We start from the raw sequence: 18904 nt of genomic DNA, 5'->3' as shown, positions 1-18904 counted from the left end.
TCGCAGCTGTGCTGGGGCTGGCCGTCGCGATCGGCGTCCTGCCGCAGTACGCCCCTCAGGCCGAGGCCAGCGGTCTTGGTAAGCCCGCCGCACAGCGGGACAGGGATCCGGCGCGCGGCACCAACGCGAAGGCCAAGAAGCCCAGGAAGAACCCGGTGAACTCCGCCGTGGTCTCCCATCCGGCGAAGGTGACGTGGCCGCGCCCGGGCCGGGACGAGATGACCGTCTCCGCCAAGCTCGTTCAGGCTGAGGGCCTGCCGCTGAAGGCCGCCGCTGCCGCAGCTTCGGGACCGGACTCGCTCGCTGTCGAAGTGCTCGACCACAAGAAGGCTCTGTCAGCAGGCGTAGACGGTGTCCTCCTGAAGGTGGCGCGCACTGACGGTGTGGTCAACGCGGGCAAGGTCAAGGTCGAACTCGACTATTCCGGCTTCGCTGATGCGTATGGCGGCAGCTACGGGTCGAGGCTCCGCCTCGTTCAATACCCGGAGTGTCTGCTCACCACCCCGCAGAAGAAGGAGTGCTCCACTCCTCGGGAGCTGAAGAGCACAAACTCCATACCGCGCAAGACCCTGACCGCGACTGTGGATGCGGCACCCCAGCCTGGAGGGACAACCACCCAGACGCTGAGCACGCAGCTCGCAGGCAGTGGTGCCACCCTTCTCGCAGCCACCGCGGGAGCGTCCGGCGACCAGGGCAACTACGGAGCCACCTCGCTCCAGCCGTCGTCGGAGTGGAGTGTCTCCAACTCCTCGGGTGCGTTCAACTGGTCGTATCCGATGCGCACTCCGCCCGTTCCCGGCGGGCTCAGCCCGTCGGTGAGCCTCGGCTACACCTCGCAGTCCGTCGACGGACAGACCGCCGCGACCAACTCGCAGGGCACGTGGATCGGTCAGGGATTCGGCTACGAGCCCGGGTTCATCGAACGCCGCTACAAGGGCTGCGCCCAGGACGGGCAGGACAAGGCCAACGGCGACCAGTGCTGGGCGTTCGAGAACGCCTCGATCCAACTGGCGGGCGGAACCTCCGGCGAGATCATCAAGGATGACGCCACTGGAAAGTGGCGGGTCAGTAACGACGACAACTCGAAGGTCGAGAAGGTCACCGGCGCCACCAACGGCGACAACGACGGTGAGTACTGGCGTATTACGGCGTCAACCGGCACGGAGTACTACTTCGGTCTTGACCGTCTGCCCGGGTGGCGTTCGGACGACCCGGCGACCACCGGCACCGTGGACCCCGATCCGACGACCGACTCCACTTGGACTGTTCCCGTCTACGGCGACGACAGTGGCGAGCCCTGCCATCAAGCGACGTTTGACGCCTCGCACTGCAATCAGGCATGGCGCTGGAATCTGTCGTACGTGAAGGATCCGCACGGCAACGTGATGTCCTTCTACTACGGCAAGGAGACCAACTACTACACGCAGAATCTCAAGTACACGGAAAACGGAAAGCCGTACATCCGCGGTGGTTACCTCAAGCGTGCGGAGTACGGGCAGCGTGACGGCCAGGTGTACACGAGCGCCGCACCCGCCCGCGTGGTGTTCACCACGGACGAGCGCTGCGTCGACGCGGCCGCCGACTGTGAGCCGGGTGATCTGTCCGATGCCACAGCAACCCGCTGGCCGGACGTTCCCTGGGACCGGAACTGCAATGTCAACACGAAGTGCGAGGGTCAGAACTCGCCGACGTTCTGGACCCGCAAAAAGCTCGCATCGCTCACTACTCAGATCCGATCCGGTTCCGGCTATTCCGATGTGGATCACTGGAAGCTGACACATGTTTTCACCGACAACGGTGACGGCTCGAAATCGCTTTGGCTGAAGTACATCGACCACACTGGCCGCGTAGGAACCGCGACCTCCATGCCGTCCGTCGAGCTCCACGGCAGCCAGTTGCCGAACCGCATTGACATCGCGGGTGACAACATCCAAGCGATGAACCGGTTCCGCTTGTCTGGTGTTTCCAATGAGACCGGAGGCCATCTCAGCGTCATCTACGCCTCTGCAGACTGCACCGCCGGCTCTCTGCCCAAGGAGGGCGAATCCACCAGGCGCTGCTACCCGGTGAAGTGGAATCCGCCGGGCGTCGAGGAGCCCATCACCGACTGGTTCCACAAGTACGTTGTCGGCTCTGTCACCCAAGAAGACCTCGTTGGTGGCAGCCCCGACATGACCACCTCGTACGACTACCTTGGCGACACCGGCTGGCGGAAAACCCGAGCGGATGGCATCACCGAGTCCAAGTACCTCACGTGGGGCGACTGGCGGGGCTACAACAAGGTTCGCGTCACCCGCTCAGAGGGCGGCGTCGCGGCACCTACCAACACCCGTACCGAGCACACGTTCTTCCGTGGACTCAACGGTGACGCGACACCGGCAGGCGGGACTCGTACCGAGACCGTCACCGACTCGGCCGGTACTGTCCACACCGACTCCGACCACCTGTCCGGTTTCGAGCTCGAGACGGCTACGTACAACGGCTCCTACAGCGCCGATGCGATCGTCTCCAAGAGCCTGAGCACTCCTTGGACTCGCGTCACCGGAACGCGTGTGAAGCCCTGGGGAACGCTCGAATCCCGCTATGTGCGTCCGTGGCGGACCGCCAGCTACACGGCGCTGGAAGGCCATACAGCCGCAGCCCCGAAGTGGCAGGTGGTGAAGAGCGCCAACGTGTACGACATCGCCACCGGCCGAGTGACGAAGGTCGACGACTTCGGCATCGATGGCGATGCCACTGACGATCAGTGCACGCTCACGCACTACGCGGACAACGTGAGCAAGAACATGCTCGGTTACCCGTACCGGGTTCACACCACGGCGACTAACTGTGCCAACACGGCTGACCACGTCAAGGAGACTCTCTCCGACGACCTGACCTTCTATGACGGCCAGGCGCTAGGCGCCGGCCCGACGAAGGGCGATACCACCAAGGTTCAGCGGTTCGGCGCGCTGAACATCGACACCCCTGTCTATGAGACCGTCACCGAGCTCGTTCCTGCGGACTTCGATGCCTACGGCCGCCCGCTGAAGGTGAAGGACGCCGTAGGCACGGAAACCTCGATGGTCTACACCGACACCAACGGCCTGGCCACGAAAAAGGTCGAAAAGAACGTCCTCGGCTGGGAGACCTCGACCGAGTACGAGCCCGCTTGGGGCAGCCCGATCGCCCAGACGGATCCCAATGGCAAGCGTTCCGACCTCGGATACGACGGATTGGGCCGTCTCGTCAACGTCTGGCTCCCCGACCTCCCAAAGAGCCAGAATTTCACGCCCAGTATCAAGTACGCCTACCTCGTCCGTAAGAATGCGCCGTCCGCTGTGACGACGCAGAAGATTCAGATGGGCGGCGGCTACGCGACGCCCGAGTACACGCTGTACGACGGCAGTCTGCGCCCTGTCCAGGTCCAGACGGAAGGGCCGACCAGCGGCCGCATGGTCGCCGACACCTTCTACGACGGTCTTGGCCAGGTCGTGAAGTCGAACACCGACTACTACACCACGGGTGCTCCCAGCGATCAGCTCTTCGCCGTCCGCAACGGCGATGTCGACGCGCAGAATCTGACGGAGTACGACGGAGCAGGCCGCAAGACGGCCGATATCTTCGCCGTAGCAGGTGACGAGAAGTGGCGAAGCACCTTCACGCATGGCGGCGACCGCGTCCATGTTGATCCGCCGAACGGCCAGGCGCCGACCACGACGATCACTGACGGCCGAGGTCGCACGATCGAGCGGCGTCAGTACAAGGGCGACTCGCCGCTCCCCATCGGAACTCCTGCCGACTATGTGACGACCAAGTACACCTACACCACGGCCGGCCTGCTGGATTCGGTGAAGGACGCCAAGGGCAACGTCTGGTCCTACACCTACGACAAGCGCGGCCGGAAGATCACTTCCAGCGATCCGGACACTGGCGGGAGTTCGTTCAAATACGACGCCCTGGATCGCCTGACCTCGGCGACCGACTCGCGCGGTAAGCAGATCTCCACGGTCTACGACAAACTCGGCCGGACCACGGCCACCTGGGACGGGGAGCCGGGTGTCGGCAAGCAGCTGAGCGGCTTCACCTACGACGTAGTGGCGAAGGGCCACGCTTATGGCACTTACACCTACGTCAATGGCTCCACCTACGCGGCAACCCTGGTCACCCAGCTCGACGCCAGCTACCAGCCTCTGACCGTCCGTTACAGCATCTCCAAGACCGCTGAGCCTGAGTTGGGCGGCGCGTACGAGTACAAGACCGCGTACAACATCGACGGAACGGTGCAATCTTCGACCATTCCGGCGGCCGGAGGCCTTTCACAGGAAGGCCTGTACCCCACGTACGACGGTTTGCAGCGTCAGACAGCGCTCCGAAGTGGCTACGGAGCGACATTCGTCAACAACACCTACGTGAACAAGGCTGGCTATAGCACCACCAGCCAGTTGACGGAGTTGGAGCTGACCAGCGGGGCCGAGGGAGCCAAGAAGACCAAACTGAACTACGGCTATGAGCGCGGTACCAACCGGATGACAAGCTCCCGTGTCGACCGTGAAGGCGCTGCCGCGGTCACGTACGACGCCCGCTACACCTTCGACACGGTCGGCAATGTCACCTCCATCACCGACCAGCCGACCGGTGGAGAGACGGACGTCCAGTGCTTCCAGCACGACTGGCAGCGCCGGATGACCCAGGCTTGGACGAGCACGACGACCCCCGACACGGCAATCGGCACGGGCGCCACCAATGCCGCCTGCGCGTCGGCACCGACCGCCTCCAACGTCGGGGGTCCGGCCCCGTATTGGCGCTCGTACGAGTTCGACGATGTGACGGGCAACCGCACGAAGGAGATCGCACACGGCTTCGGCGGCACCGGAGCGCCTGACAACACGCGGACCTACACCTACAGTGACGCGGATCAGGACGGTACCGCGGGTGAGACCGGCGATGGCGGCCCGCACGCGTTGACCAAGGTCGAGGAGTTCGCCCCCGCCTACCAGGGCAGCCCGGAGGTCAGGTCCCAGGACACGTTCGAGTACGACAGCACAGGCAGTACGACCAAGCGTGTGCTCGGCGGCAATACCCAGAGCCTGGACTGGAACTCCCAGGGCAAGCTCTCGAAGGTCACAGGCGCGCAGACGACGGACTACGTGTACGACGCCGGCGGCCAGCGACTGCTCCGTAACGTCGGCGGCGAAAAGACGCTGTACCTGCCGGGCATGGAACTGCGCCTGGACCGTACGACGAAGGCGGTGACAGCGACCCGCTACTACGGGTTCGGCGGTTCCACTGTCGCCATGCGCACGGCCAGTGGTGTCCAGTTCGTGGCGGCCGACCACCACGGCACGGCCGAGATCGCTGTTCATGCGACCACGGGCGAGATCACCCGTCGCCGCATGGACCCGTACGGCAGCGAGCGCGGCAGCGACGGCAAGAACTGGGTAAACGACAAGGGTTTCTTGGGCAAGACGGTCGACGAGTCGACGGGCCTGGTCAATGTCGGCGCCCGCGAGTACGACCGGGAGATCGGCCGCTTCATCTCGGTCGACCCGATCATCGACTACAACGACCCGCAGCAAATGAACGGGTACGCGTACGCCAACAGCAACCCCGTGAGCAGCAGCGACGCGAGTGGTCAGTTCTGTGATGGCTGCAGCGCCGATCCGAACACGGTGTGGACGGCAGACAACGGCCCCGGATGCACAACGGAAGGGTGCTACGACAAGAGCGGCAAGTTCCTGTACCCGGTGAACGGAAAGTCCGTCGCACAGGACAAGGCCGACAAGGAGCGCGCCAAGGCCGACGGGGCCAAGATGCGGGCTGCCGCGGCGGCCCGAGAGCTTGCCGATATCGCGATGGAAGAGCTGGGCATCAAGGATGCTCTCGACTGCTTCACGACAGGAAACCTGGGTGCGTGTGGCGCGACGCTGCTCAATGTCGCCACAAGCTTCGTAGGCGGATTGGTCGGCAAGCTCGCGTCAAGATATGGCCTCCCGTGGAAGTGGAAGAAGGCCTACGAACTGGGCAAGCGGGTCTGGGGGCTGCTCGACAAACTCATCACCGGCCTCAAGGATTGGTTCAAGTTCGATAAGGCCGCGGACAAGGCTGAGGCAGCGGCTGAAGCCGCAGTTGAAGGAGCCACCTGCAACAGCTTTGTTCCAGAAGAGAAAGTCTTGATGGCTGATGGGAGTACCAAAGCCATCAAGGATGTCGATATTGGTGATGAGGTAGTCGCTACCGATCCGGATACCGGCAAGACGGAGACTCAGACGGTCACGGCGGAGATCAAGGGGCAGGGAACCAAGAACCTGGTCAAGGTCACCATTGATACGGACGGGGAGAAGGGCAAGAAGACAGCGTCGGTCACCGCCACGGACGGCCACCCCTTCTGGGTTCCGGAGCTGCGGGACTGGATCGACGCGACGGACCTCATGGCGGGCCAGTGGCTTCGCACTGCGGCCGGCCCGATGGTGCAGATCAGTGCGGTCCAGCGATGGACCCAGCAGTCCACGGTGCATAACCTCACCGTTAGCGACCTGCACACGTACTATGTGCTCGCGGGGGTCACGCCGGTCCTAGTTCATAACACTGGCGGCAATGGGCATATGTGCGATATCTCTGTGAGGTCGTCAGATGGGAGCACGAGCGATATCTCGCTGGAGAGCGGCGATATGACGCCTGAAGAGGCTGGGCTCGGGTACCCCAACAACTCGGCTTTCACGCACACGGAGCATCGATTCTCGCGCATGGCGGGTGCTTCCACGGGGCCGAAGGTTTCACTGCCGAATGACCCGTTCGCTGGAAAGTTCCCGTTGAGCTCCGGTGATGCGGTTAGGATGCAAGGCCAACTCCCTCCCTGCTCGCGGTGTAAGGGTGCGATGAACCGTATGGTCAACGAATTGGGGGTGTCGGTCACGTATGAATGGTCCGGCGCCAAGGGGGATGGGTCGTGGACAGCTGGAAGGAGGAGGCGCTAACAATGAGATTGACCGCCACAGAGGTTGGGTTCTTCGAGGATTATGAGGACGAAGAGGCCCTTGAGGTGGGCGTTGCCGGGGAGGATGAGTCCGGCGCCCAGAGATCGTTTTCAATTCAGCGATCTACGTACGAACCAGATGAGCAGGAAATCCAGTCTGGAATGGATTCCTACAATGTCTCTACTGAGCGAGGCTTCACCGTATACGGCTGTCTGCGAAGCGTGCGACTTTCCAATATGGTTCTCACGTTGGAATTCGCCACTGAAGATGCAGAGATCCTTGAGATCTCAACGCCCGTTGAAGTGAACCTGAGTGAAGCGCAGGTGGATGAGGAGAACCTGTCTCGGAAGCTCCGCGAAATTCTGGACTGGGGCTCTCCTGAGAAGCGACCGGATTTGATTGGGCTGGACGTCTAGGATCTGCCCACCGGCGCGTAGGTTGCGCTTCTTGAGGGAGCTCCGTCTGCCATCTCCTCATGGAGAATCCGGTAGCCCGGTACATGCGAGGGTCCCCTCCGCGCTTCTGCGTGGAGGGGACCCTCGGGGCGTTTGACGGCAACGGTGACGGCAACGTCAGCGGATGACGGCTGCGGTGGGCGGGTCGTCTGGGGTGTCGGTCTGGCTGAGGATGCTGCCGAGGGTGTCGATGGCCTGGCTGAGGATGCTGCCGAGGGTGTCGATGGCCTGGCGCTGGAGGCGGAGCCGGACGTGGGCGTAGACGCCGGCGGTGACGCCGATGTGGGCGTGGCCGAGGAGTTCCTTGATGACGACGGGATCGACGCCCTGTTCCAGGAGGAGGGTGGCGGTCGAGTGTCGGAGGTCGTGGAAGCGGATGGTCCGGAGTTCGGCGCTGTGGAGGAGGCGGCGGAAGCGGCGGGTGAGGTTGGTGGGGTCGAGAGGCCTGCCGTTCGGGGTGGTGAAGACGAGGCCGTTGTCCGTCCAGTCTCGTCCGGCCGCCTGGCGCTCTTCCTGCTGCCGTTTCTTGGTGGATCTTGAGGGAGTTGAGGCATTCGGTGGGAAGGGCGATGCGCCGTTCGGAGGCCAGGGTCTTGGTGTTCAGGACGGTCAGGCCTTGGCTGCGGGTGCGCTGGAGGGAGCGGTGGACGGTGGCGGTGCCGCCGGTGAGGTCGAGGTCTTCCCAGTGGAGGCCGAGGAGTTCACCCTTGCGGAGTCCGGTGCGCAGGGCGAGTTCGTACAGGGCGTGAAGCCGGTCGTTGTGGGCCGCGTGCAGGAGTCGCCGGGCTTCGGTGGCGGTGAGGGGCTGGAAGCGTCGGGGGCGGGGCGTGGTCGTCTTGACGTTCCGGGCGACGTTGCGGGGAAGTTCGTCCTCGCGGATGGCGTGTTCCAGGGCGGACTTGAGCACCGCGTGGACGTACGTGACGGTCAGCGGCGACAGCCGCTTTCCGCAGCACTCGCCGATGGCGCAGCAGGATCGCCGGACGGAGTCCCGGTTCTGGGCGCAGCACTGGCAGGTGGTGCGGAGTCCGTCGAGGAAGGTGCGGACGTCGCGGGTGGTGAGCCGGGCGAGCTTCTTGGTGCCGAGGCCGAGGCCGAGGCCGAGGCCGGGGTTGAGGTGGAGGCGGATGGAGGCGGCGTAGCGGGTGTGGGTGTTTTCCCGCAGGTGGTGAACGGCGACGCCGTCCAGCCAGTACGCGAGGTAGGCGCTCACGGTGCTGTCGGCTGCGGCGATGAGGAGGCCGCGGTTGCTGGCGGCGATCTTCTCGGTGAGTTTGGTCATCGCGTCTTTACGGGTGGTGCCGTAGACGCGTACGCGTTTGCGGGTGTTGCCGGGGGCGAGGACGTATCCGGCGGCTTCCCAGCGTCCGTCCTTGCGCTGGTAGACGGTTCCGTCGCCGTTCGCACGGGTGCGGGTGCGGGTGCGGGTGCGGCGGGACGGAGCGGGGCGGGGTGTGGTCATCAGGCGGCTTCCTGTTCCAGGCGGGTACGAATGAAGTCGTGCGGATCACTGGGCCGCCTCCACCGTCACCAGCTCCAGACGGGCGGCACGGTAGGCGACGCCGTCGGAGAGCTGCCCGTTGAAGATCCGCGCCCACGGGGTCGCGAACAGCTCGACGGGCCGCACCGTCACACGCGCAGGGGGCCTACGGTCGGTGGTCGTACGACTATCGAAGACACCCGCGGCCGCGGAGACGGCCCTGGGGCGTGGTCCACCTGAAGAAAGCAGGTCGACTTGCCGCACCGTATCGCCCGTATCTTCGAGCAGTTACTGAGACTGCTGTTCCCCGCCCGAGGCCGACACAGGGCTGCCTGGTCGGTGCCCTACCTCGTGACCGTGCCGGACGCCGCCGCTCGCGCACGTATCCCGTCGCTGCTGCGGGGTGAGGACTCCGCGCTCGTACGTCCCTATCTCGTCGCGCACGAACAACGATTCCGCAGGCAACACCGCCGGGTGCTGTGGCTCGCGTCGTACGGGATCGATCTCGACACCCGGGACATCCACGGGCTGGGAGTCGCCTGATGGGTAGGGAGCCAGCCGCCCGGCTGCTGCCCTGGACCGGGCCTGAGGGCAAGCCCTGCTATCTGCTCACGGACAAGGGTGGAGGCTACATCTCCCGCGTCGCCGACCAGATCGAGTCCGTTCAGCTCGGAATGGGTGCTGAACTGCTCGGCCATGCAGAGGCGATAATCGATGACCCGCGAGTCGACGCCTTCCAGCTCCGGTTTCTCTCGGCCCGGCTGACCGAAGCACTGCGAGACGCCATGCGCGTGGCTGAGAGCCGCGGTGCCCGACTGCCCGAACCCGACACTGACCCGTCGTCCGGAGCTTGATGGTCTAGGGGGTCGCTCGGTCCGAGCCGCCCCCTGTCGAGGTCGAAGAGTTTCCGGCACTAATTTATCGATCAAGCCCGCTGCCTGGGGCTAAGGTTCGCCGACGGACTTCATGCGGTCGTCCGTTCGAGGAAGGGTCTGGGGAGGCCCTTGGAGGGGATCAGTCATGCCTGCAGGCAGATGGAGACGCGCTCGCCCATGGAGCGCGCTGGTGGGTGCTGCACTGATGGCAGGGGTGCTCTCGACCCCGGCCTTCGGCGTGGAGGACGACCCGGTGCCCCTGGCTCCGCGGATCACCAGCAACGGCCCCTACACGGAGTGCACGGCGGATGATTGCGCCGGGCAGGGCGAGCCCGGGCTGGCTGGGATGTTCACGTTTCGGCCCAACGTGGCGGACATCGATGCCGCGACGGGGAGCACCGATGTCACGGGCTACCGCGTGAGGTTGCTGACCGATTTCGGAGCCACAGTGGTCAGCGGGGCCGAGCCGGCGCCCTATGCAGCGGTGCCTGCCAATGCCGGAACTCAGGTTCTGCAAGTTGAAGCCAAGGACTGGGGTGGGCGGTGGGGCACACCCGCGTCCTTCGCGTTCAAAGTGAAGCCGGCCTCGGGCGCGGTCGGGCAGTGGCAGTTTGCCGACCGTCCTACGGACCTGGCGGTGACCACCACGAAGGACACCGCCACCGAGGGCACTGAGCGCCATGATGCGACGCTCAAGGGCGGCGCGACCTGGTCGGACCGGGCACGGCGCGGCAAGGGTGACTATTCGCTCAGCCTGAACAGCACCAACCCGGACAAGGGGAAGGCGTACGCGGCGACGGCCGAGCCGCCTGTCGATACCAAGGGATCGTTCACCGTCTCGGCCTGGGCGTATCTCGCCGGTACGAGGTCCGATCAGGTCGTGCTCTCGGCTCCAGGGGCGCGCGATGCCGCATTCAGCCTGCGCTACTCCGCCGAGCAGAAGAAGTGGGCTTTCGGCCGTGGCGCTCGAGACGCCGACGGCACGACGGAGGTCGTCTCCTACGGTGATGCGGCGAACCCGCCGGTCGGTGTCTGGACGCATCTGGCAGGGGTGTTCGATACCAAGAGGGACACGGACAAGACGAACGACACCGTCCAGCTGTTCGTCAACGGCCGCCCCCAGGGCCAGCCGGTGAATCTCTCCGCCGAGGCCGCGGCGTACGAGCCATGGTCGTCCCCCAAGGGACTTCAGATCGGCCGCACCAGGGCTGACGGCAGCTACCAGGGCTACTTCCACGGTTATGTCGACGAAGCAGCTGTGTGGCAGCGGGCGCTCAGGCCTGTGGACGTTCAGCAGGCGTCGGCACTCACGGCCGACGGAGAGCCGGCTACCGCGCTCGTTGCGGACTGGAGCGCCGGGCCTGCCGGCGGCAGCGAGATCAAGGACGTCAGCGGCTACGGCCGACCCGCCCTCGCCCTGTCGGCAGAGGGGGCGCAGCTCCGGGCGGACGAGGCGGGGCAGAGCACGCTTGCCCTCGACGGAGTGCAGGGGTTTGCGGCGGCGCAGGGACCGGCGGTGGACGAGACCGATTCGTTCACGGTGTCGGCCCGTGTGCGTGTGGACAGTGCCGAGTGGGCGGCCAAGCCGATCGGCTATCGCGGAATCGTGGCCGGCCAGAAGCTCGCGGGCGAGTCGTCGTGGGCGCTCGTGCTGACCAAGTTCGACGTGGACGTCTCCGCGTGGAGCTTTGTGCGGACCGCGGTGGATGCGGCCGGCAACGTCACGGAGCGGGTCGAGGTCCAGGCAGACGACGTGATGGGGGACTTCGACACCCCGATCGATGTCACCGGCATCTTCGACGCGGCTGCGACCACCCCTGGTGATCCGGACACATCCGGCAGGCTCAGGCTCTTCATCGGAACCACCTCGCAGGTGACAAGCCCTCATGCGGGACTCACGTCGCAGTCGCAGGGTACGGGTGAACTGGCCGTGGGCCGCGGCGTCGACGGCGGCAGCCTCGACCACTATCTCCCCGGCAGTCTGGACCGCTTGCGCATCTGGAGCGGCGCCCCGACGGCGAACGGGCTTTGGTACATGCTTGAGCCAGGGACGGTCGGCTGACCACTGATGACGCGGACTGGGAACGGGCGCCTGCTGTAGCGGAGGTGCCCGTTCTCGGTCTCGTGACCTACTTCGACAGGTTCGCCGGAGGAGCGTTACGTGGGTCGGCGAGCGGCGCACCATCGCATGGCTTCGCGGATTCCTCCGCCTCCGCGTCCGATTGGAAATGACGCGACGAAATCCACGACGCCTTCCTCGGCATCCGCCACCTGCCCCATCACCCACCCACACGTCCAACGTCTTTGCTAGGACCCTTGAAGGGCTCTACGGAGACACCGCAGGAACCGAGAGGCGAATCCGCCGGACCTCGTGCCGCAGCAGTGCGGGTTGGAGTCGTACGCTCCTGCTGTCTCACTGTGCATCAGGAGGGGAAACAGGGTGGGGAAGACAGGAAGAAACAGGCTGGCGACTGCAGTTGCTGTGGCCTGCACAGCTGTGGCGGGCTCGGTCGTCATGCCCGCCGACGCCGTGGCGAAGCCCATTGCCGCGCCGGCGGATTTCAACGGGGACGGCTACCAGGACCTGGTCGTCCCGGCGCCCACGGCCAAGGTGGGAGGCATGGACGGAGCGGGGGCGGTCGCCGTCCTCTACGGCTCCAGGACCGGGGTGTCCACTCTGCGCAAGGCCGTCATCACACAGAACACGGCCGGTGTGCCGGACGCCGCGGAGGCCCAAGACCTCTTTGGCGCCTCGACGGCGTTCGCCGACCTCGACAAGGACGGCTACAGCGATCTGGTCGTCGGAGCGCCGAACGAGGACCTCGGCAGCGCCGCGGACGCCGGCGGAGTCACCGTCCTGTGGGGTGGCAAGAACGGCTTGGCCGCGGCAAGCACGTTGCCAGTGACGTTGACCAAGGGCGGCCGGTACGGCCTGGATGTCGCTGCAGTGCGCGACAGCGGTGGCGCGCGTGTCCTGGTCGGCGGCTACGCCGGATCGGTCGAGTTCAGCGGCACCTTCGCACGCAACGGCTCCGTCAGCACGAAGACGCCGCACTGGGGCACGCCCTCGGTCGCCGTCACCGACTACTTGGTGCGCGACGGACGGGCGGCGCGGGTCATCACCTCCGTGCGGGTCGGTGGCTACAGCGGCGGTCTCGTGTACGTCGACCCCGCGAGCCCCAGCGTCCCGTTGCCCATTGACGGCACTACCACCGCCACCGGGGATGTCAACGGCGACGGCTACAACGACCTTGTTGTCGGCGACCCCGACGAACCGATCAGTGGCACCTACGGCCACAAGGGCGGTCAGATCACTGTCTGGTACGGCGGTGAGAACGGTCTGGCGGCAACACCGGTGCGGATCAGCCAGGACACCGCCGGCGTCGTCGGCGCGTCGGCGAAGTACAACCGTTTCGGCACCGCCCTGGCCGTCGCGGATCTGAACAAGGACGGTGTCGGCGACATCGTCGTCGGCGCGCCCGGACAGACGCAGAACGGCAAGGCGCGCGCCGGAGTCGTCGTCATCATCCCCGGTACGAAGACCGGCACGCCCGGCGCCGGCTCGTACCAGCTCTCCCAGGAGACCGCGTCGGTTCCCGGGGTGTCGGAACCGGGCGACGGGTTCGGTCTCACGCTCGCGGTGGGCGACGTCAGGGCCGACGGTCGTCCTGATGTGATCATCGGCGCGGAGGGCGAGGACAGCTACCGCGGCGCGGTGTGGGTCCTACCGGGCGGCTCCACCGGCCCCACCGGAACAGGCAGCGTAGAGCTGACCGCCGGGAAGCTCGGAGTGGCCGGGGACATGCCCCAGGTGGGCGGCTTCCAGCCGTCGTAAGCTCCGGCCACGCCCCGCCCGCGTGATGGGGCAGGGCGTGGAGGGCCGCGGCCCGGCGATGGGGGATCAGGGTCGGTGGGCGGTCAGGCAGCTCCTGAGTCCGCAAAAAGGGCGATACGCCGGAACGGGCGCCCCGGCCACAGCAGCCGGGGCGCCCGTTCCCGTACGTCGTACTACTTCGACATGTTCGCCTGCGGCCCGATCGGTGTCGCAGCCATCGACTGCGGCGACGTCGTCGACGCGTACGCCGAAGGTGCCGCCATTCCCGCCGTCGGGTCCGTCGTCGTCGCCTCTTCCGCCACCGGCGGGAGGCCGCCCACGATGCGGATGCCCGCCCTGTCGAAGGCCTGCTTGATGCGCCAGCGCAGTTCGCGTTCCACGCCGAGTGCCTTGCCCGGCATCGTCTTCGCAGAGACCCGGACCGTCATCGAGTCCAGCAGGACCTCGTTCAGGCCCAGCACCTCGACCGGGCCCCACAGGCGCTCGTTCCACGGTTCGGCCTTCGCCAGGACGTCCGCGACCTCGCTGATCACCGAGCGGATGTGGTCCAGGTCCTCCGTCGGGCGGACCATGACGTCGACCGAGGCCGTCGCCCAGCCCTGGCTGAGGTTGCCGATGCGCTTGATCTCGCCGTTGCGGACGTACCAGATCTCACCGTTGTCGCCGCGCAGCTTGGTGACGCGCAGGCCCACCTCGATGACCTCGCCCGAGGCGACGCCCGCGTCGATGCTGTCCCCGACGCCGTACTGGTCCTCCATGATCATGAAGACGCCCGAGAGGAAGTCGGTGACCAGGTTGCGCGCGCCGAAGCCGATCGCGACGCCCGCTACTCCCGCCGATGCCAGCAGCGGTGCCAGGTCGATCTTGAAAGCGCCCAGGATCATCAGGCCCGCAGTGCCGAGAATCACAAAAGAGGAGACCGAGCGGAGTACGGATCCGATGGCCTCGGAGCGCTGACGGCGGCGTTCGGCGTTGACCAGCAGGCCGCCGAGGGCCGTGCCCTCCACCGCCTGGGCGGAGCGGTTCATCCGCTCGATCAGCTTGGTCAGGGCGCGGCGCAGCAGCATCCGCATCACCAGTGCGACCAGCAGGATCAGGGCGATACGCAGGCCGGTGTTCAGCCACGTGGACCAGTTCTGTTCCACGTAGCCCGCGGCGTCTCCTGCCTGCTTGGCGGCCTCGTCGAGCGAGCGCGGCTCGGTGGAGGGGCCGGCGGCCAGTAGGACGGAAAGGGACACGAGGGGAACCTCCAGGCATTGCGGTGGCAGACCAACCACCCTAACGGGGCATCCGGTGTGCTCCGTTGCGGTGTTCGAGGGAGAGACGAGGCTCACCCGGGGATGAACTGGTCGACAGCATGTGGTGCAAAACACCTCGAGCCCGTTACCTGTACGTGGTGGCGCTCGGACCTGGCATGAGGAGACACTGAAGAGCAGATCGTCCCGGCGCGAGCCACGCGCCGCCGGCGTACAAGGAGGCATCCACCGTGCCGCACGTCTTGGTCCTCAACGCGTCGTACGAGCCGCTCGGCGTCGTACCGCTTCGCCGCGCGCTCATCCTCGTCCTGGAGAACAAGGCTCTCTGCCTCGAGGAATCCGGCGCCTTCATGCACAGCGCGACCCGTGTCATCGCCGCACCCAGCGTCGTACGGCTGAAGCGGTTCGTGCGGGTCCCTTACCGGGGGCCCGTTCCTCTCACCCGCAAAGCACTCTTCGCCCGCGACGGCGGGCGCTGCATGTACTGCGGTGGCGTCGCAACCAGCGTCGACCATGTCATTCCGCGCAGCCGTGGCGGACAGCACGCCTGGGACAACGTGGTGGCGGCCTGCCGCCGCTGCAACCACGTCAAGGCCGACCGGCATCTGCGCGAGCTGGGGTGGCGGCTGCGCCATCACCCCGCCCCGCCGAGCGGGCTCGCGTGGCGCATCATCGGGACCGGGCATAGAGACCCGCGCTGGCTGCCATACCTGCAGCCGTACGGCGCGGACGACGCGATGGCCCGGATCGACGGCATCTCTGCCTGAGAGCGGGTCGTTTTTGTTGGCGCACGGGCGCTGGACCTTCGGGTCCCGCGCCCAGAGCCCGCGCCCGCCCGGAGCCCGAGCCACGGCCCGCGGCGCCGAGCCCCGTCGGCCTCACTCCGCTACTGCGTACGCCTCCACCGACCACAGTGAGTAGCCGTACTGCGTGGCCCGCGCATCGCCCTGGACCCGGACGAAGCGGGTGTCGCGGCTGTCCATACGGACGATCTCGCGCCCGCCCCTGCCTTCGCCCACCGTCGCCGCCGTGCGCCAGGTGCGGCCGTCCGCCGAGACCTGGATGCGGTACCTCTTCGCGTACGCGTCCTGCCAGTGCAGGACGACCTGGCCGAGCCGCGCCGGGCGGGCCAGTTCCAGCTGCCACCAGGCGCCGTCCTCGGGGGGTGAGGACCAGCGGGTCTTCGGGTCGCCGTCGATCGCCGAGGCCGCCGGGAAGTCCGCCGTCTCGTCGCCGGACGAGGACGCGGCGGGGCCCGCGGCGCGCGCGAGGTCGGGGCCCGCGGTGCGCGGGTAGGCGCGCACCGTCAGGGTGCGCTCCTCGCCCGCGAAGGACAGCGGCACCTGGTACTCCCCGGCCGGTGTGCCCGCCGGGACGGTGACCTCGACCGGCACGGTCGTCCCCGGCCCGCGCGGCACCGTCGTCTCCTTCGGCACCGTCACCTTGATGCCCGCGGGGGCCTTCGCTGTGAGCGCGCCGCGTACTTCGGCCGGGCGGTGCGCGGTGAGGCGGACCCCGGCCTGCTGCGGGCCGCCGCCGATCTCGGCGTCCGCCTCGCCGCGTACGAGATCGAGGCCCGCGAGGGGCTCGTCCGCGAACCAGGGCACCACGGACCGTACGGCCACAGGCTGCGCACCGGCCGACGTGATCCGCACCCCGTCCACCCGCAGGCCCTTGGCGTCCGCCTGGGTCCAGCCGCTTGCCGAGAGCGGGCCGAGCGGTCGCCAGCCCTCGCCCGGAACGTGTGCTTCCAGGTTGCCGGAGCCCGTGCCCGCGCCCGGCCTGCCGGATCCCGCGCCCGCTCCGGCGGACGGCTCGGTCATCGCGGTCACGGCCACGACGGGCCGGGGCCGGTCCAGCCACAGCGTGTCCTCGCCGGCCGTCTCCTTGAAACGGTCGGCGCCCGTCCAGGCCGCCGACTCCTTCGCGGCCCGGTTCAGGAAGGGGCCCAGAACCCCCTTGCCGACCGTCGCCCGGCTCGCCTTCAGTGCCGGGCGCAGCGGCTCAAGGTCCAGCGAGGCCCGCCAGGCCGCCTCGCCGTCGCCGCGTGCCTGCGCCTGGAGCATGTCGACGGAGAGTTCGCCCGCGCGGCCGTAGCGCGCCAGCTGATCGAGCCACGGCCGTACTTCGTCGTCGAGTTGCCCGTCGGCGGACTGCTTCAGCCGCTGCGGGGCCTCGCGCATCACGGTGAACGCTGCGCGCAGCGCGGCCGCCGCCCGGTCCCTGGCTGCCGCGTCCCTGGTCGTGCGGGAGTGCCAGAACTCCTTCAGCAGCGGTTGCAGATAGCCGGACTCGGCGGGGCTGAGGATCGAGGAGGAGTGGTTGCCTGCGAGCGCGGTCAGCGCCTCGCGGGCCCTGGTGTCGCCGCCCGCGAGATCGTTGATGGCCGCCTTCCAGGACTCCTGGGGACGGTAGCCCTTCGGGTTCCAGGCGTAGTCGGCGGCGGTGAAGAGCGGGATGCGGGAGGCGGACGCCTGCTCCATCGCGTTCGCGAGCAGGGCGGCGGAGCCCGTCGCGACGGCGGGCTCGCGGCCCGTGTAGGGGCCGAGGAATATCCGGTCCCGCGCGTAGTCGTTGACCGGGTAGTTGTCCATGGTGACGAGCGGGTGCCTGAACACGTCGCGGGCACCGGCCAGTTCGCTTCCGGTGATGGAACGGGGCACCACGCCGACGCCCGTCCACGCCACCTGGACCCGGCTGCCAAGCTCGTCGGCGAGGGCCCGCCGGTAGGCGGTTGTTCCGTCCTGGTAGAACTCCGTCGGCATCAGGGACAGCGGCTGCGCACCCGGATACCGGTCCGCGAGATGCCCCGCGACCGCGCCCGCGACCCGCGCTTGCGCCCTGGCCGCCGCCTCCGGTCCCGAGCCGAAGGTGTCGGCGTCCCTGCCGCAGTGCCACTCGCTGTAGCTGACGTCCTGGAACTCCAGCTGGAAGGCGCGTACACCCAGCGCCCACATCGCGTCGATCTTGCGGGTCAGCGCCTTGACGTCGCCGTCGTCGGCCAGACACATCTCCTGCGCGGGCGCGACGGCCCAGGCGAGCGTGACGTGGTTCTGCCGGGCACGCTCGGCGAGTTCCCGGAACTGCGCGCGCTGGGCGGTGGGATACGGATCGCGCCAGCGGGCCTGCCGGAAGGGGTCGTCGCCGGCCGCGTACAGATAGCGGTTCTGCTTGGTGCGCCCCATGAAGTCCAGCTGCGCCAGCCGCTGTTGATGGCTCCACGGCTGACCGTAGAAACCCTCCGTCATGCCGCGTACCGCCGTGCCCGGCCAGTCGCGTACGAGCACTCCGGCGACGCTCGCACCGCCGGCGCCCGCACCGACCGCGCCGGTCTTCCGCACGATCAGCTGGCGCAGCGTCTGCACGCCGTGGAAGAGACCGTCGTCGCCGACGCCGTCGAGCGCGATCGTGGCGCGGCCCTGTATCCGGCCGACGGCGATCCGGTAGCCGCCGGAGGGGAGATCGGCGCGTTCGCGTGCCCGCAGGGCGCGCAGCGCCTCCTGCGCGCCGCTCCCGCCGACGCGCACGACGGGTCCGCGGCCGGGCAGTTCGCTGTGCACGGTCCTGACGCCGGACTCGTGCAGCAGCTCCTTCAGCCGCTGAACGGCGTACGGATCGGCGGCACGGTCCACGAGGACGGTCGCCTCGCTGTCGAGCGGTACGGACGGGCCCGCCGCGCGCATCGTCTGCGGACGCGGCCAGACCGCGGGCAGCCCCGCCTCGCCCTCGGGGTCCGTGGCGGTGCCGACGGGGGAGCCGGGGTTGTCGGGGGCCGCGACCGCGCTGTGCGCGCCGCCGAGCAGGCTGCCGATGACAGCGACCGCGACGGCTGTCGCGGTGCGCCTCCTGCGCGCGAGCCGCACGCCCGTCTCCCCTCGTGTCCCCTGTCGTTCCGGCCGTCGTTCCGTTGTCGCTCCGCTTGCTGTTCCGGTCGCGTTCCGGTTGGTTTCGAGCCCACCACCCCCACAGCGAGGGTGTCAATGCAGGTGGCCGTTGTGCACCATTTGCCTGGCGGGATGGGCGGTTTGATCCAACTGCCGTGCCGGG

Annotated in this window: 10 protein-coding genes and 1 pseudogene; 7 read left to right on the top strand and 4 right to left on the bottom strand. The window is 67.5% G+C overall.

All coding sequences use genetic code 11. The features are described 5' to 3' along the window. Positions 1–8 precede the first annotated feature (8 nt). Both OG741_RS14515 and OG741_RS14510 read left to right on the top strand, forming a co-directional pair. Entirely contained in the window at positions 9–6956 is a 6948-nt protein-coding gene (locus tag OG741_RS14515) for a polymorphic toxin-type HINT domain-containing protein (protein ID WP_405597774.1), read from the top strand. Continuing rightward, positions 6929–7372, top strand: a complete 444-nt coding sequence (locus tag OG741_RS14510) for an Imm10 family immunity protein (RefSeq protein WP_405597772.1) — start codon at positions 6929–6931, stop codon at positions 7370–7372. Before OG741_RS14515 ends, OG741_RS14510 begins: the two co-directional genes overlap by 28 nt. A gap of 156 nt (positions 7373–7528) precedes the next feature. Here OG741_RS14510 and OG741_RS14505 read toward each other — a convergent pair. Further along, positions 7529–8873: pseudogene (locus OG741_RS14505) on the bottom strand (tyrosine-type recombinase/integrase). 45 nt (positions 8874–8918) lie between these two features. Beyond that, positions 8919–9044 carry a hypothetical protein gene (locus OG741_RS14500; RefSeq protein ID WP_405597769.1) on the bottom strand — a complete coding sequence of 42 codons (126 nt, stop codon included), beginning with the start codon at positions 9042–9044 and terminating at the stop codon, positions 8919–8921. Positions 9045–9146: 102 nt separating this feature from the next. Here OG741_RS14500 and OG741_RS14495 point away from each other — a divergent pair, with 102 nt between their 5' ends. The 4 genes from OG741_RS14495 (at position 9147) to OG741_RS14480 (ending at position 13601) form a co-directional block, all read left to right on the top strand. Next, positions 9147–9434, top strand: coding sequence for a hypothetical protein (locus OG741_RS14495; protein ID WP_405597767.1), 288 nt, complete (start codon positions 9147–9149; stop codon positions 9432–9434). Beyond that, complete coding sequence (locus OG741_RS14490; RefSeq protein WP_405597765.1) at positions 9434–9745, top strand: hypothetical protein; 312 nt, start codon at positions 9434–9436, stop codon at positions 9743–9745. Before OG741_RS14495 ends, OG741_RS14490 begins: the two co-directional genes overlap by 1 nt. Before the next feature lie 211 nt (positions 9746–9956). Continuing rightward, complete coding sequence (locus tag OG741_RS14485; protein ID WP_405597763.1) at positions 9957–11828, top strand: LamG domain-containing protein; 1872 nt, start codon at positions 9957–9959, stop codon at positions 11826–11828. Positions 11829–12248: 420 nt separating this feature from the next. Next, complete coding sequence (locus tag OG741_RS14480; protein ID WP_405597761.1) at positions 12249–13601, top strand: VCBS repeat-containing protein; 1353 nt, start codon at positions 12249–12251, stop codon at positions 13599–13601. 173 nt (positions 13602–13774) lie between these two features. Here the strand turns inward: OG741_RS14480 and OG741_RS14475 are convergent, their stop codons facing one another. Beyond that, positions 13775–14839, bottom strand: a complete 1065-nt coding sequence (locus OG741_RS14475; protein ID WP_405597758.1) for a mechanosensitive ion channel family protein — start codon at positions 14837–14839, stop codon at positions 13775–13777. A 248-nt stretch (positions 14840–15087) separates the two neighbouring features. Here OG741_RS14475 and OG741_RS14470 point away from each other — a divergent pair, with 248 nt between their 5' ends. Further along, the gene (locus OG741_RS14470; protein ID WP_266476305.1) at positions 15088–15624 is read left to right on the top strand and encodes an HNH endonuclease; all 537 of its coding nucleotides are present in this window, start codon (positions 15088–15090) and stop codon (positions 15622–15624) included. Positions 15625–15735: 111 nt separating this feature from the next. Here OG741_RS14470 and OG741_RS14465 read toward each other — a convergent pair whose 3' ends face one another. Beyond that, positions 15736–18720, bottom strand: coding sequence for a beta-N-acetylglucosaminidase domain-containing protein (locus tag OG741_RS14465; protein WP_405597755.1), 2985 nt, complete (start codon positions 18718–18720; stop codon positions 15736–15738). Positions 18721–18904: the final 184 nt, after the last annotated feature.

This window comes from Streptomyces sp. NBC_01410 (assembly GCF_045040195.1).
Lineage (GTDB): Bacteria > Actinomycetota > Actinomycetes > Streptomycetales > Streptomycetaceae > Streptomyces.
Note: the sequence above shows the minus strand (reverse complement) of the source record. Positions and strands in the feature narration are given on the sequence as shown.